This is a genomic window from Salipiger pentaromativorans, from assembly GCF_024721115.1.
In the GTDB taxonomy this organism is placed as follows: Bacteria; Pseudomonadota; Alphaproteobacteria; order Rhodobacterales; family Rhodobacteraceae; genus Salipiger; species Salipiger pentaromativorans.
Map to the genome: position 1 here is coordinate 77505 of NZ_JAMDHK010000016.1, position 14754 is coordinate 92258.

General features: G+C 68.7%; 15 protein-coding genes. 11 read left to right on the top strand and 4 right to left on the bottom strand.

The genetic code is table 11. The features are described 5' to 3' along the window. Positions 1–27 precede the first annotated feature (27 nt). The 11 genes from M4578_RS20190 to M4578_RS20240 all read left to right on the top strand — a co-directional run bounded on the left by M4578_RS20190 (position 28) and on the right by M4578_RS20240 (position 9959). A complete protein-coding gene (locus M4578_RS20190) occupies positions 28–1806 on the top strand; it encodes a sensor histidine kinase (RefSeq protein ID WP_258095030.1) in 1779 nt (592 codons plus the stop codon). Next, positions 1790–2758: an amidoligase family protein gene (locus M4578_RS20195; RefSeq protein ID WP_258095031.1), complete on the top strand. Its 969-nt coding sequence runs from the start codon at positions 1790–1792 to the stop codon at positions 2756–2758. Before M4578_RS20190 ends, M4578_RS20195 begins: the two co-directional genes overlap by 17 nt. Further along, positions 2755–3486, top strand: a complete 732-nt coding sequence (locus M4578_RS20200; protein WP_258095032.1) for a gamma-glutamyl-gamma-aminobutyrate hydrolase family protein — start codon at positions 2755–2757, stop codon at positions 3484–3486. Before M4578_RS20195 ends, M4578_RS20200 begins: the two co-directional genes overlap by 4 nt. A gap of 536 nt (positions 3487–4022) precedes the next feature. Continuing rightward, positions 4023–4172: a hypothetical protein gene (locus tag M4578_RS20205; protein WP_258095033.1), complete on the top strand. Its 150-nt coding sequence runs from the start codon at positions 4023–4025 to the stop codon at positions 4170–4172. After that, a complete protein-coding gene (hemP, locus tag M4578_RS20210; RefSeq protein ID WP_258095034.1) occupies positions 4169–4330 on the top strand; it encodes a hemin uptake protein HemP in 162 nt (53 codons plus the stop codon). Before M4578_RS20205 ends, hemP begins: the two co-directional genes overlap by 4 nt. A gap of 49 nt (positions 4331–4379) precedes the next feature. Then, entirely contained in the window at positions 4380–5636 is a 1257-nt protein-coding gene (locus M4578_RS20215; protein ID WP_258095035.1) for an imelysin family protein, read from the top strand. 14 nt (positions 5637–5650) lie between these two features. After that, positions 5651–5947, top strand: coding sequence for a (2Fe-2S)-binding protein (locus M4578_RS20220; RefSeq protein WP_258095036.1), 297 nt, complete (start codon positions 5651–5653; stop codon positions 5945–5947). Beyond that, on the top strand, positions 5895–6380 hold the full coding sequence (bfr, locus tag M4578_RS20225) for a bacterioferritin (protein ID WP_258095037.1): 486 nt from the start codon (positions 5895–5897) through the stop codon (positions 6378–6380). Before M4578_RS20220 ends, bfr begins: the two co-directional genes overlap by 53 nt. Beyond that, a complete protein-coding gene (locus tag M4578_RS20230; protein ID WP_258095038.1) occupies positions 6367–7896 on the top strand; it encodes a di-heme oxidoreductase family protein in 1530 nt (509 codons plus the stop codon). Before bfr ends, M4578_RS20230 begins: the two co-directional genes overlap by 14 nt. 1 nt (position 7897) lies before the next feature. Next, positions 7898–8881, top strand: coding sequence for an imelysin family protein (locus M4578_RS20235; protein WP_258095039.1), 984 nt, complete (start codon positions 7898–7900; stop codon positions 8879–8881). A gap of 4 nt (positions 8882–8885) precedes the next feature. Continuing rightward, positions 8886–9959 carry a DUF1513 domain-containing protein gene (locus M4578_RS20240; protein ID WP_258095040.1) on the top strand — a complete coding sequence of 358 codons (1074 nt, stop codon included), beginning with the start codon at positions 8886–8888 and terminating at the stop codon, positions 9957–9959. A gap of 21 nt (positions 9960–9980) precedes the next feature. Here the strand turns inward: M4578_RS20240 and xylB are convergent, their stop codons facing one another. From xylB to M4578_RS20260, 4 genes are read right to left on the bottom strand one after another with little or no spacing between them, the layout of a single operon-like run. After that, positions 9981–11429 (bottom strand): xylulokinase, encoded by a 1449-nt coding sequence (gene xylB, locus M4578_RS20245; protein ID WP_258095041.1) that lies wholly within the window; start codon positions 11427–11429, stop codon positions 9981–9983. Between the two features lie 7 nt (positions 11430–11436). Beyond that, positions 11437–12903 carry a mannitol dehydrogenase family protein gene (locus tag M4578_RS20250; protein ID WP_258095042.1) on the bottom strand — a complete coding sequence of 489 codons (1467 nt, stop codon included), beginning with the start codon at positions 12901–12903 and terminating at the stop codon, positions 11437–11439. Between the two features lie 12 nt (positions 12904–12915). Further along, complete coding sequence (locus M4578_RS20255; protein ID WP_258095043.1) at positions 12916–13689, bottom strand: L-iditol 2-dehydrogenase; 774 nt, start codon at positions 13687–13689, stop codon at positions 12916–12918. Further along, complete coding sequence (locus M4578_RS20260) at positions 13686–14690, bottom strand: ABC transporter ATP-binding protein (RefSeq protein WP_258095044.1); 1005 nt, start codon at positions 14688–14690, stop codon at positions 13686–13688. Before M4578_RS20260 ends, M4578_RS20255 begins: the two co-directional genes overlap by 4 nt. Positions 14691–14754: the final 64 nt, after the last annotated feature.

Below are 14754 nucleotides of genomic sequence, written 5' to 3' on the forward strand. Positions count from 1 at the left end.
AAGGTGAGAGGACGCGAGCGGAACACCATGACCAATGCCGAGGCACGGCGCCTGCGCCCGATGGGGCTGGCGGCGCGGATGATCCTGTTTCTGACACTGGCGCTGGTGCCGATCGGCGTGGTGGCCTATTTCCAGACCGCCAAGCTGCAGCACGAGACGCGGCTGCGCTCGCAGCTTTCGCTGGTGGCGCTGACCGAGGCCGCCGCCGTGGGAGAGCGCGAGACGGTGCTGCGGGCCCAGGGCGGCGCGCAGGCGCTTGGGGCGACGCTGGCGCAGGAGCTGAACGAGATCGACGATCTCGAGGAATGCTCGGCGCGGCTGTCGGCCTATCTTGCCGCCTCGCCGGGCTATTCCTTTGCCGCGCTCTTCACCGCCGACGGGCGCATTCCCTGTTCCTCGGCGGGCGCCTCGCTCGATGTCTCGGAATTCCCGCGCTTGCAGGCGCTCAAGGAAACGCCGGGCGCCACTGCGTGGCTCAACCGCTCCGCGCCGATCAGCAAGCGCTCGGTCATCGTCGTGGCCGAACCCTATTTCCTGGGCGGTGAGCTGGCGGGCCATGTGCTGCTGTCGGTGCCCTCGGCGCTGCTGCCGCGCGGCCAGAAGGCCGATGTGCCCGCCGAGTTCGAGGATCTCGTCACCATCAACGAGCATGGCGAGATCCTGTCCTCGCGCGAGGGGGGGGACCGGGTGGCGGGGCTGCTGCCGGCGGATCTGGATCTGGCCAGCCTGGTCGGCGCCCGGGCGCAGAGCTTTGCGGCGCGCAGCGCCGATGGCACGACGCGGGTCTATGCGGCGGCGCCGCTGGTGCCGGGCATGGTGCATGCGCTGGGGATCTGGAGCCGCGACAATGCCGAGGCGCAGGCGATCACGGTGAGCGGGCTGGCCAAGGCGCTGCCGCTACTGATGTGGGGCGCCTCGGTGATCGTGGCTTTCCTGGCGGTCAACCGTCTGGTGATCCGCCATATCCAGCGCCTGTCGCGGCGCATGCGCAGCTTTGCGCGGTCGCGCCGGCTGCCCGATCAGGGCGACCAGCACGAGATGCCCGCCGAGCTTGCCGAGATGGAGGACGACTTCCTTGCCATGGCCGAGGCGATCCTTCGCGACGAGGCGCAGCAGGAAAACGCGCTTCGGGAAAAGACCATTCTTCTCAAGGAAGTGCATCACAGAGTTAAGAACAATCTTCAGCTTATCTCCTCGATCATGAACATGCAGATCCGGCAGGCGCGCGAGGCCGAGACGCGGCTGGTTCTGCACCGGATCCAGGACCGGATCCGCAGTCTCGCCACGATCCACCGCAATCTCTATCAGACCGAGGATCTGGGCCATGTGGATGCGGGGCGGCTGCTGGCCGATCTGGTGCAGCAGATGGCGCAGATGACCGAAGTGAGCGGCCGGCCGGTCAAGGTCGAGACCGATCTGGCGCCGCTCGAGGCGGTGCCGGATCAGGCGGTGCCGCTGTCGCTGCTGACCGCCGAGGCGCTGACCAATGCGATGAAATACGCCGCGCCGCCCGAGGGCGCCAAGGCCGCGCGGGTCTCGGTGCGGTTCCAGCGCGACGAGGAAGGCCGTGCGGTGCTCGAGATCTCCAACACCGCCGCGCGTCACGGGACCGCCGATCCGGAGATGGCGGGCGAACCCGCCGGGCTCGGCTCGCGTTTGATCCAGGCCTTTGCGACGCAGCTCGGCGGGTCGTTGGAGCAGGGGATGGCGCAGGGGCTGTACCGGGTCCGGGTGGCCTTTGCCCTGAAGGAATTCGAACCGGACGAAACCACGCCCACGAAGGTGCCCGATGTCCCCGACTTCTAATCCACCGCCGCTTTTGCCGCTGCCGCGTCCGCTGACCGCAGAGGGCCGCCCGCGCCGCGTCGGCATCGAGATCGAGTTCTCGGGCTTGACCGAAGAACATGCGGCGGGGCTGCTGGCGGGCCGTCTGGGCGGCAATGCCCGCGAGGAGGCGCCCGGACGCTGGAAGGTCCTCGGCAGCGCGCTGGGGGATTTCGAGATCTATCTCGACAGCCGTCCGCTGCAAAAGCTCGAACACGAGGGGCTGGGGCGGCAGCTTCGCGATCTGGCCCGCAGCGTGGTGCCGCTCGAGATCGTCAGCACCCCGCTCGAGGTGGCGCAGATCGCCGCGCTCGACAAGGCGCTGCGCACGCTGGCGCTGGCCGGGGCGACGGGCACCAGCGGCGGCGTGCTGCTGGGCTTCGGCGTGCATTTCAACCCCGAGGCGGTGTCTCTGAGCCATGCGGACATCGCACCGGTGCTCACCGCCTATGCGCTGATCGAGGATCATCTGCGCCGCGTCGCCGGGATAGATATGTCGCGCCGGCTGCTGCCCTGGGTCGATCCGTATCCGCGCGCGCTGGTCGACCGGCTGGCGGCGCCGGATGCGCCGGGCGACATGCGGCGGCTGATCGACACCTATCTGGAGCATGCGCCGTCGCGCAATCACGGGCTCGACATGCTCTGCCTCTTCGCCCGGATCGACCGCACCCGCGTCGCGCGGGTGATGGATATGGAGCAGATTTCAGCGCGGCCCACCTATCACTGGCGGCTGCCCGATTGCCGCATCGACGAACCGAACTGGTCGCTGGCGGGGGAATGGAACCGCTGGGTTCTGGTCGAACGGGTGGCCGGGAATCCGGCGTTGCTGGAGCGGCTCAAATCCGCGTGGCGGGAGCATCGCGCCTCCTTCACCACGATCCGTGCGGATTGGGCCTGGCGGGTGCAGGAGCTGCTGCTGGAGGCGGGATTGTGAGACCGGTGATCGGGGTGACCGTCTCGCGCCGCTCGGGCTGGCGCGTGTTCCCGCTCATGGCGCTGGCGATCCGGCTGGCCGGCGGGCGGGCGCTGCGCTGGCAGGCGGGCTACCGCAGGGTCGATCTGAGCGCGGTCGACGGGGTGGTGATCGGCGGCGGCGACGACATCGCGCCCACGCTTTACGGTGGCGAGCTGCGGGTGGGGGTGCGGCTCGACCCGGCGCGCGACGCGCTGGAACAGGAGGTGCTGCGCGGCGCCTTCGAACGGCGGTTGCCGATCCTGGGGATCTGCCGCGGCTCGCAGATGCTGAACGTGGTGCTGGGCGGCACGCTGCATCAGGACGCCTATCAGGTCTATGCGTCGCGCAATATCCGCACCATCCTGCCGCGCAAGCGGGTGCGGATCGGCTCCGAGACGCTGCTGGCGCATTCGGCGCGCACCGATTGCCTGTATGTGAACGCCCTGCACAGCCAGGCGGTGGACCGTCTGGGCGAGGGGTTGCGGGTGGCGGCGCGTGACGAGGGCGGCATGGTGCAGGCCATCGAACGGGTGACCGACCCCTTCGCCCTGGGGGTGCAATGGCATCCCGAGCATCTGATCTATCGCCGCGCGCACCGGCGGCTGTTCCGGTCGCTGGTGGCCGCGGCGCGGGCCGGGCGCAACAACGCGGCCCAGCTTCCCGCCGCCGAGGCCGAAGCAGAGGCGCGCGCGGCGCTCTGGAACTGAGCAGGGCGGTCTTTGCGCCGACCGCATCGGGTTCCACGGTTTCCTGAAAAATCCGCGGCTGCGGCAAAATGTTCCGGAACTTCTGCCGGGACCCTCGGTTGTGTTTGTGAACGCAGTCAAGGAGGCCGCCATGTCCACCGATATCTTTATCGCAGGGTTGGCCGCACTCACGGTGATCGCAGTGGTGATCTTTGCGCTGACCAGCGCACGGGATCGCGACGAGGATTCCCGCTGAACGGGGTGGACCGATCCAATCCGGCGGGCAGGGCAGTCGGCGGGACCGCCGCCCTGAACCGCCATCGCTGCAAGGGCGCCGGCCGGCAAGGATGCCCGGCTGGCGCCCGTGCCTCCTTCGCGCGCTTTTCCTGAAAAATGCTCAAAGACCGGTCGCGGTCTGCGGTTTTTTGTGGCCGTCATAAAGGTGACTTAAATTGTCAGGTTGACTTTTCCGATTCTTTTGCTCAGTTATGAGGGCATCCAGCCACCCTGCAACGACGACGGGGCAGCCCGATATGAACCGATCATGGAGGCTGACGATGACCGAAAACCGAACCCGCGCTCAGGGCGCTGCCCCGCGCCGCGACAGCGACGACCTGATTAACCTGGTGCTGGCCGGCCTCTGGCCGAACGATGCCGGACTGGAGGCCCTGCTCGACCGGATCGAAGCGCGGGGAGCGGGGCGATGATGGAGTCGAAACTGAACGCCGATACCGCCGTGCCCGCCATCCCGCGCCATGAGGCGCGCGCGCTGACAGGGGGCGGAAACATTGCCGAAATCGACCTGGACGGGCAGGTCTATACATTGCGCATCACCAAAGCGGGCAAGCTGATCCTGACCAAGTGACACCATCGTCAGCCACCCCAAGACCACGACACGCCAACGAGGACTCTTTATGAAACGTGCCACTTCAACCGCTCTCGCGCTGCTTCTGGCCACGCCGGCCCTGGCCGCGACCGACAAGGCGGCGGTGCTCGACACCTATGCCGACATCGCTCTGGCCGGCTACGAGGACAGCCTGACCACTGCGAAAGCGTTGCAGGAGGCGGTTGCGGCGCTGATCGCCAGCCCGTCGGAAGAGACGCTCGCTGCCGCCCGGAGCGCCTGGCTCGCCGCGCGCAACCCCTATCAGCAGACCGAGGTCTTCCGCTTCGGCAATCCGATCGTGGACGATTGGGAGGGCAAGGTGAATGCCTGGCCGCTGGACGAGGGGCTCATCGACTATGTCGACGGCTCCTATATGGAGAGCGACGAGAACGAATATGCGGCGCTGAACATCATCGCCAACCCGCAGGTGACGCTGGCGGGGCAGGCGGTGGATGCCACAGAGATCACGCCGGAACTGATCGCCGACACGCTGAACGAGGCCGACGGGATCGAAACCAATGTGGCGCGCGGCTATCACGCCATCGAGTTCCTGCTCTGGGGGCAGGATCTGAACGGCACCGGCCCGGGCGCGGGCGACCGTCCCTATACCGATTACGCCAGCGGCGACGCCTGCACCGGCGGCAATTGCGACCGCCGTGCCGATTACCTGAAGGCCGCCACCGACCTGCTGGTCTCGGATCTCGAGGAGATGGTTGCCGCCTGGGGCGCGGAAGGCGATGCGCGCGAGACCGTGACCGCCGACGAGAACGCGGGCATCACCGCGATCCTCACCGGCATGGGCTCGCTGTCCTATGGCGAGCAGGCGGGCGAGCGGATGCGGCTGGGCCTGATGCTGAACGACCCCGAGGAAGAGCATGACTGCTTTTCGGACAACACCCACAACTCGCATTACTATGACGGCAAGGGCATCCAGAACGTCTATCTGGGCAGCTACACCCGCATCGACGGCAGCGCCGTCGAAGGGCCCTCGCTGAGCGCGCTGGTGGCCGAGACCGATCCGGCGCTCGACGCCGAGATGACCGCCAAGCTGGACACCACCATGGAAAAGCTCGGCGCCATCAAGACGGCGGCCGAAGGCGGGTTCGCCTATGACCAGATGCTGGCACCGGGCGATGAGAAGGGCGAAGAACTGGTGATGGGCGGCGTGGATGCGCTGATCGACCAGACCCGCACCATCGAGCGCATCGTTTCGGCGCTCGACCTCGGCGGGATCGACTTCGAAGGCTCCGACAGCCTCGACAACCCCGGCTCCGTCTTCCAGTAACGCGAGAGACCGAGATGATCGTCTGCCATTGTCAGGGTATCACCGATCACGACATTCACGCGGCCATCGACTGGATGCGCGCGGCGGACCCGCAGACGATCATCACCCCCGGCAAGATCTATCATGCCCTCGGAAAAGCGGCCGATTGCGGAGGCTGCATGCCGCTTTTCCTGAAAACCATGCGCACAAATGATAATCTGGAAGTCCCCATGGAACTCCGTGGCCTGAAACGCCCCGGATCAACACAGGAAAAGCGCTATGAAGGGCGACGACACCGTCATCGACTATCTCAACAAGGCTCTCCGGTCTGAACTGACCGCCGTCAGCCAGTATTGGCTGCACTTCCGGCTTCAGGAGGATTGGGGCTTGGGTCATATGGCCAAGAAAAGCCGCGAGGAAAGCATCGAGGAGATGCACCACGCGGACAAGCTGATCTCGCGGATCATCTTTCTGGGCGGCCATCCCAACCTGCAAAAGCTCGATCCGCTGCGCATCGGCCAGACCCCGAAAGAAACGCTGGAGGCCGATCTCGCCGCCGAGCAGGAGGCGCGCGCGCTTTACAAGGAAGCCCGTGAATACTGCAATTCCGCCGGCGATTACGTGACGATGAAGCTGTTCGAGGAACTGCTGATCGACGAGGAAGGCCATATCGACTTTCTCGAAACGCAGCTCGAGCTCTACGGCAAACTTGGAGAGGAACGCTATGCGCTTCTCAATGCCTCGCCGATGGATGAGGCCGAGTAACCTGGCACTCTGCGCGGCGCTGCTTTCGGGCGGCGCCGCGGCAGCGGCCGAGGCGGTGCTGCCGGCGCTCGACGATCCGCATCTGGCCAGCCTGCCGCGCAGCGCCGAAGAGCGGGCCCGGATCGCGGCGGTGACCGCGCCGGCGCGGGCGTTTTCCGCTCCCGAACCCTTCGAGGCGCGCCCCGCCGGCGCCGCCACCGTGCCCGCGCGTGCCGACGCGCAGGCCTTTGCGCAACCCTCGGCCAATATGGCGCCGGACCGCCGGATGGATTTCAACCTCGGCGACGCGCTGTTTCAGAAACTGTGGGTCTCGTCCCCGTCCTCGACCCGTGCCTCGGACGGGCTGGGGCCGCTTTACAACGCGCGAAGCTGTCTGGGCTGCCATATCCGCGACGGGCGCGGCCATCCGCCCGACGGGGCGGGCGACGATGCGGTCTCGATGTTCCTGCGCGTCTCGGTGCCCGCCGATCCGCAGGCCGAGATGCCCGCCATCGCCGGCTGGATCGCCACCGCGCCCGATCCGGTCTATGGCGCGCAGTTGCAGGAGTTCGGCACCGTCGGACACCGGGGCGAGGCGCGGCTGGAGGTGACCTACGAAGAGATCGCGGTGCCGCTCTCGGGCGGCGAGACGGTCTCGCTGCGCGTGCCGCGTTACCGCGCCACGGATCTCGCCTACGGGCCTCTGGGCGACGGCGCGATGCTGAGCCCGCGCGTGGCGCCGCAGATGATCGGGCTGGGGCTGCTCGAGGCGATCCCGGCGGAGGATATCCTGGCGGGGGCCGACCCCGAGGATGCCGATGGCGACGGGATTTCCGGCCGCGCCGCGGTGGTCTGGTCGCTGGAATACGACGCGCCCATGCTGGGCCGCTTCGGCTGGAAGGCGGGGGAGCCCACCGTGCGCGCGCAATCCGCTTCGGCCTTCGCGGGCGACATCGGTATCGCGACGCCACTGCACCCGGCGCTTTGGGGCGAGTGCACCGAGGCGCAGGCGGCCTGCCGCGACGCACCCCATGGCGACGACGCGGAGGGTTTTGAGATCGGCGTCGAAGGCTTCGACATGGTGAGCTACTACAGCCAGAATCTCGCCGTGCCCGCGCGCCGCGATCTGGAGGATCCGGAGGTGTTGCGCGGCAAGCGGGTTTTTTACGAGACCGGCTGCACAAGCTGCCACAGGCCGAAATTCGTCACCGCCCGCATGCCCGACCGGCCCGAGCAGAGCTTTCAGCTCATCTGGCCCTACAGCGACCTGCTGCTGCACGACATGGGCGAGGGGCTTGCCGATCACCGGCCCGAGGGGCGCGCCACCGGGACCGAATGGCGCACCCCGCCGCTCTGGGGCATCGGGTTGACCGAACGGGTCTCGGGGCATACCACGTTCCTGCATGACGGCCGCGCGCGGTCGCTCATCGAAGCCATTCTCTGGCATGGCGGGGAGGCGCAGCCGCATCGCGACGCGGTGATCTCCATGGCGCCTGCGGACCGTGCCGCGCTGATCCAATTTCTGGAAAGTCTCTGAGATGCGATATGCTCTTCTGCTCTGCGCCAGCCTCGCCGCCAGCCACGCTGCGGCCGGGGTCGAGGATGCGCTGACCCATGACATCCTGCCGGGCTTCGCCGGGTTTACGGCGGCCTCGACGGCGCTTGCCGAGGCCGCCGGCGCGGATTGCACCGCCCCGGCGCTGCGGGCGCCCTGGAACGCCGCCTTCGACGCCTGGACACGGATCGGCGACGTGCGGCTCGGCCCGTCCGAGACCGGCGCGCTGTCGGTGGTCTTTTGGCCCGATGCGCGCGGCTTTACCCCCAAGACGCTGTCGCGGATGATCTCGGGCGAAGAACCCGCCGGGCGCGACCTCGAGGCGTTCGCGCATGTGTCGATCGCCGCGCGCGGGCTCTTTGCGCTCGAGCAGATGCTCTATGACGACGCCTTCGCCGGATATGAGAGCGGCAGCTACGGCTGCGCGCTGGTGCAGACGATGACCGCCGATCTGGCGGCGCAGGCCGGCGCGCTGGAAAGCGGCTGGCGCGACGGGTTCGCGCAGGTGATCCTCAGCGCCGGAGAGGCGGGGAACGCCACCTATCTCTCGCCGGAAGAGGCGCTGCGCGCGGTCTATACGCAGGTGCTGTCGAGCCTCGAATTCACCGCCGACACGCGGCTTGGCCGTCCGCTCGGCACTTTCGAACGCCCACGCCCGACCCGGGCCGAGGCCTGGCGCTCGGGGCGGTCGCTGCGCAATGTGCTGCTGGATGCGGCGGCGGCCAAGGATCTGGCGGTGGCGCTTGCCGATTGGGAGATGCCCGCGACCGAGGCGGCCATGGACCGGCTGGAACAGGTCGCCGCGCGTGTGACGGATCCGGCGTTTCAGGATGTCGAGGACCCCGCGGCGCGGCTGCGCGTCGAGATCGTGCAGCAGCATGTGCGGGCCCTGCACGATGCCATCGAACAGGAACTGGGGCTCCCGCTCGGGCTGACCCCGGGGTTCAATTCGCAGGACGGAGACTGATGTCATGACCACCCGACGCGCGTTCCTTGCCAGCCTTCTCGCCGCCGGGGCCAGCCCCGCGGTGGGCTGGGCCGCCGTGGGCGACCCGAGCTATCTGGCCGCCGCGAAACTGCCCGATGGCAGCTATATGCTGGCGGGGCTGCGCGAGGACGGGTCCGAGGCGTTCCGTGTGCCGCTGCCGGCGCGCGGCCACGCGGCCTCGGCCCATCCCAGCCGCGCCGAGGCGGTGGGTTTTGCCCGGCGGCCCGGCACCTATGCGCTGGTGGTCGATTGCCGCGATGGCGCGGTGCTGCACCGGCTGACCCCGCCCGAAGACCGGCAGTTCAACGGCCACGGGACGTTTTCGCCGGATGGCAGCCTGCTTTACACGGTGGAACAGCGGGTGGAGGACAGCGCCGGGTTCATCGGGCTTTGGGACGCCGAGGCGAATTACACCCGCATCGGCGAATTCGAAAGCCACGGGGTCGGGCCGCACGATCTGCGCATGATGCCGGATCGCCAGACGCTGGTGATCGCGAATGGCGGGATCCAGACCGACCGATGGGACCGGACCAAGCTGAACATCGAGACCATGCGCCCGAGCCTCGTCTACACCGCGCTGGACGGCACGCTGCTGGAAAAGCGCGACTTGCCGGAATTCTCGCAGAACTCCATCCGCCATCTGGCGCTGCGCGGCGACGGGCTGGTGGGCTTTGCCATGCAATGGGAGGGCGAGCCGGGCATGGCGCCGCCCTTGCTGGCGCTGCATCGGCGAGGCGAGGAGCTGGTACTCTGCGAGGCGCCGTTGGGCGACGAGCTGGCGATGGACGGCTATGCGGGCAGCGTGGCGTTTTCCGGCGACGGCGCCGAGATCGCCATCACCTCGCCGCGCGGCGGGCGCCTGCACCGGTTTTCGGAGAGCGGCGCTTTCCTCGGGTCGGTGTCGCGCGACGATATTTGCGGGCTGGCCAGCCACGCGGGCGGCTATATGGCCAGCGACGGGCTGGGCGGGGTGATGCTGATCTCTCCGGAGGGCGCCACACCGCTGCGCCGGGCCGAAGCCGCCTGGGACAATCATCTGGTGCCGATCCGGGCATAAGGGCGCCCTCGGAGCGGGCGCCTACTGCACCGCCCTGATGCCGCGATAGGCCGGGCCGAACCGGGCATAGGCCGCCTCGTAGGCGGGCACCAGCGCGGTGACCGGCTCGATCACCTCGCCGATGGGCGGCGGCGTCATCACCGTTTCAGGCGCCTCGCCGGTGGCGGCGGTCCGTCCCAGCCGCGCGGCGCCGAGGGCGGCGCCGAACTCGCCGGCCTTCGGCAGATGCAGCGGCAGGTTCAGCACCGTGGCCAGCAGCCGCAGCCAGTAGCGCGACCCGCTGCCGCCGCCGATGGCGAGCAGATGCGCGGGCCGCGCGCCGACCGCGCGCAGCGCCTCGGCGGAATCGCGCAGGCCGAAACAGACCCCTTCGAGCACCGCGCGGGTCAGGTCGTCGCGCGTGGTCTCGGCGCCGATCCCGGTCAGGGCCGCGCGTATGTCGGAATCGTTGTGCGGGGTGCGCTCGCCCGAGAGATAGGGCAGGAAGCGCAGCCGCCCCGGCGCGGAAAGCCTGTCGCCGAGGGCGGCGGTCAGCTCGGCCGGGCGGGTGCCGGTGATGCGGGCCAGCCAGTTGAGGCTGTCGGTGCAGCTCAGCATCACGCCCATCTGATACCAGCGCCCGGGCACCGCGTGACAGAAGCTGTGCAGCGCGCTTTCGGGCGCCGGGCGGTAGCCGTCGCGCGCCGCCAGCAGCACGCCCGACGTGCCGAGCGAGACAAAGCCCTGACCCTCCGACAGCACCCCGGTGCCGCAGGCGGCGGCGGCGTTGTCCCCGGCGCCGCCCGCCACCGCCGCACCCGGCCGCACGCCCCAGAGGCGGGCCAGATCCTCGCGCAGCTCACCGGCCTTGTCGCTGCCCTCGACCAGCCGGGGCATCTGGCCGCGCGTCATGCCGCCGGCCCGCAGCAGCGTGTCGGACCAGGCGCGCGCGCCGGTGTCGAGCCAGCTTGTGCCGGCGCTGTCGGACATATCCGCCACATAGGCGCCGGTGAGATAATGGGTGAGATAGGCCGCCGGGAGCAGTACCTTGGCCACGCGGGCAAAGGCGTCGGGCTCATGCCTGCGCAGCCAGAGCAGCTTGGGCGCGGTGAAGCCCGGGAAGACGATATTGCCCGACAGCTCCCGCACCTGCGGCGTGGCGTCGAGCCGCGCCGCCTCGGCCGCGCTGCGGGTGTCGTTCCACAGGATGCAGGGCCGGATCACCGCGCCCATGCGGTCCAGCAGCACCGCCCCGTGCATATGCCCGGCGACGCCGATCCCGCGCAGCTCCGGCCAGGCGGGGTGGCGGCGCAGCTCGGCCACCGCGCCTTCCAGCGCCGCGACCCAATCCGCCGGGTCCTGCTCGGACCAGCCGGGCGCCGGGTGCGAGACCTCGTAATGCCGTTCGGCGGCGGCAAGCGGTGCGCCTCGCGCGTCGGTGAGCAGGGCGCGCAGGCCGGAGGTGCCGAGGTCGATGCCGAGAAAGCTCATGACGGGCTCACTCTGCCAGATAGCGGTCCAGCGCCGCCCGCGCGCCCTGGGTCCAGACCCGGTCGAGCCAGCGGGCGAAGCTGGCGCCAAAAACCGCGTTGCCGGCCAGATCGCCATAGACACTGCGCTGCTCGAGCCAGGCTTGCGGGCGGGCCTTTGCCGTGGCGGACAGCGCCACGAGGCGGTCCCAGTCGGGATCGTTGGGCGCGACCGGGCTGCCGTCTTCCAGCGTGCCGGCGCAGTAGCGGCACCAAAGCGCGGATTCCAGCGCCAGCCCTTCGACGGCCGCGCCGGCGCGCAGCCCGTCGGCAATCGAGGGCACGATGAATTTCGGCTGCCGGTTCGAGCCGTCGAGACAAAGTCGCCGGATCGTGTCCTTGACCGCCGGGTTCGAGAACCGCCCGTCGATCAGATCGAGATAGGCGGCGGGGGTGAATTCGGGCACCGGATGCACATGGGGCAGGATCTCCTGTTCCTCGACTTTGCGGAAGAAGCCATGCACCAGCGGATGGGCCATGGCCTCATCGGCCAGTTCGCAGCCCAGCAGAGCCCCGGCATAGGCGATGAGCGCATGGCCGCCGTTCAGGATGCGGATCTTCATCCGCTCGTAATCGTGGACCTTGTCGGTAAAGGTCACGCCCACCTCCTCCAGACGCGGGCGACCCTGGGGAAAGCGGTCTTCCAGCACCCATTGCCGGAACGGTTCGCAGGTCACCGGCACCGGATCGTCCAGCCCGTATTCCGCGGCCAGCGCGCGCTCGGCGGCGCCGGTGGCGGGGGTGATGCGGTCGACCATGGAATTGGGAAAGGCGACGGTGTCGGCGATCCACGCCGCCAGCGCCGGGTCCGAAAGCCGCGCCGTGCCCACCACCGCGTCGCGCGTCACGCGGCCGTTGCCGGGGATATTGTCGCAGCTCATCACGGTGAAGGGCGGCGTGCCGGCGGCCCGGCGCGCCTTCAGCGCCGCCACGATGGCGCCGAAGACGGTTTTCGGTGCCTCGGGGGCGGCGCCGTCGGCGGCGATGTCGGGATGGCCGGGATCGAAGGTCTCGGTGGTGGGATCGACGTAATAACCGCCCTCGGTCACGGTCAGCGAGACGATGCGGGTGGCCGGGTCGGTCATCTTGGCAATGAGAGGGCCGTTGGTCTCGGCCACCTCCACATAGTCGATCATCGCGCCGACGATGCGCGGGCGGGTGCTGTCGGGGCCAAGTTCGATCACCGTCGACAGGCCATCCTGCGCCAGCAGCGCCGCGCGCATCCGCGCGTCGGAGGCGCGCACGCCGGCGCCGGTGATGGCCCAGTCGTGATCGCGTCCGGTGGCGAAGAGATCGTCGAGATAGACCGCCTGATGCGCGCGGTGGAAATTGCCCAGCCCCACATGCACGATGCCATGGCGCAGGGATGCGCGGTCATAGGCGGGCAGGGCGACGCGCTTGTCCAGATCGCCCAGCGTTTCGGTCACCAGTTTCATGTCACGCCTCCGTCAGCTCATCCACTGACCGCCGTCCACGTTATAACACTGGGCGACGATATACGCGGCCTCTTCCGAGGCCAGGAAAATTGCCATGCCGGTCAGATCCTCGGCCCGGCCCATGCGGCCATAGGGCACCGCCGCGCCGACCTCGGCCTTCTTCTGGCCCGGCGGTTTGCCCTCGTATTTCGCAAAGAAGGCATCGACCCCGTCCCAGTGCTCGCCCTCGACCACGCCGGGGGCGATGGCGTTCACATTGATGCCATGGCGGATCAGGTTCAGCCCGGCCGATTGCGTGAGCGAGATCACCGCCGCCTTGCTGGCGCAATAGACCGCGACCAGCGGCTCGCCCCGGCGCCCGGCCTGGCTGGCCATGTTGATGATCCGACCCCGGATGCCCGCGTCGATCATGTGCCGGGCCACCGCCTGCATGGTAAAAAGCGTGCCGCTTACGTTGATGGCGAAGACCCGGTCGTAATCGGCGCGGGCGATCTCGGTCAGCGGCGCGGCGGAGAAGATGGCGGCGTTGTTGATCAGGATGTCGATGCGGCCCAGCGTGGCGACGGTTTCGGCCACGGCGGCGTCGATGCTGTCCTGCCGGGTCACATCCAGCGCAACCGCGATCGCCGCCGGGCCAAGCGCGGCGGCGGTTTCCTCGGCGCGGGCTATGTCGATATCGGCGATGGCCACCCGCGCGCCCTCGGCCACATAGGCGCGGGCAAAACCGGCGCCGATGCCGCGCGCGGCACCGGTGATCAGCGCGCATTTCCCGTCAAGCCGGGTCACAGGCGCAGCCCCTGCGCGTCGAAGCGGTGCAGCTTTTCGGTGTCGGGGGTGAGAAAGATGCGGTCGCCGTGGCGCACGGGCAGCTCGCCATCGACCCGCACGGTCAGCGGCTCGCTGCCCATGCCATGGCCGTGCACATGCACGAAGGTGTCGCTGCCCAGATGTTCGGCCACCCCCACGGTGCCATGCCACAGCCCCTCATCGGTCGAGACCGCGATATGTTCGGGGCGGATGCCGATGCTCTGGGCGCCATAGGTCCTGGCGACCTCGCCGCGGATCAGGTTCATCTTGGGGCTGCCGATGAAGCTTGCCACGAACTCGTTCCTCGGTTCGCGGTAAAGCTCCAGCGGCGAGCCGACCTGCTCGATATTGCCCGCCCGCAGCACCACGATCTTGTCGGCCATGGTCATCGCCTCGACCTGATCGTGGGTCACATAGATCATCGTGGTGGCCAGCGACTTGTGCAGCTCCATGATCTCGAGCCGCATGTTCACCCGCAGCGCCGCGTCGAGATTCGACAGCGGCTCGTCGAAGAGAAAGGCCTGCGGTTCGCGCACGATGGCGCGCCCGATGGCCACCCGCTGGCGCTGCCCGCCCGAGAGCTGGCCGGGCCGGCGGTCGAGGTAATCGGTGAGGTTCAGCGCCTTGGCGGCGCTGTCGATGCGGCGTTTCTGCTCGTCCTCGGGCACGCCGGCCATCTTCATCGGAAAGGCGATGTTCTTGCGCACCGACATATGCGGGTAAAGCGCATAGCTCTGGAACACCATGGCCAGCCCCCGCCTGGCGGGGGGCATGTCGGTGGCATCGGCGCCGTCGATGCGGATCTGTCCCGAACTCACGTCCTCGAGCCCGGCGATGAGCCGCAGCAGGGTGGATTTCCCGCAGCCCGAGGGGCCGACGAAGACCACGAATTCGCCGTCCTCGATGGTCAGGTCCAGCGGCGGGATGACATTCACCTCGCCGAAGCTCTTGGTCACCTGATCAAGCGTGATGCGTCCCATGTCTCTGGTCCCTTTGCGTTTGCCCCGTCGCATCGCCGCGTGAGGGCTCTGTCGTTTGCCCTGT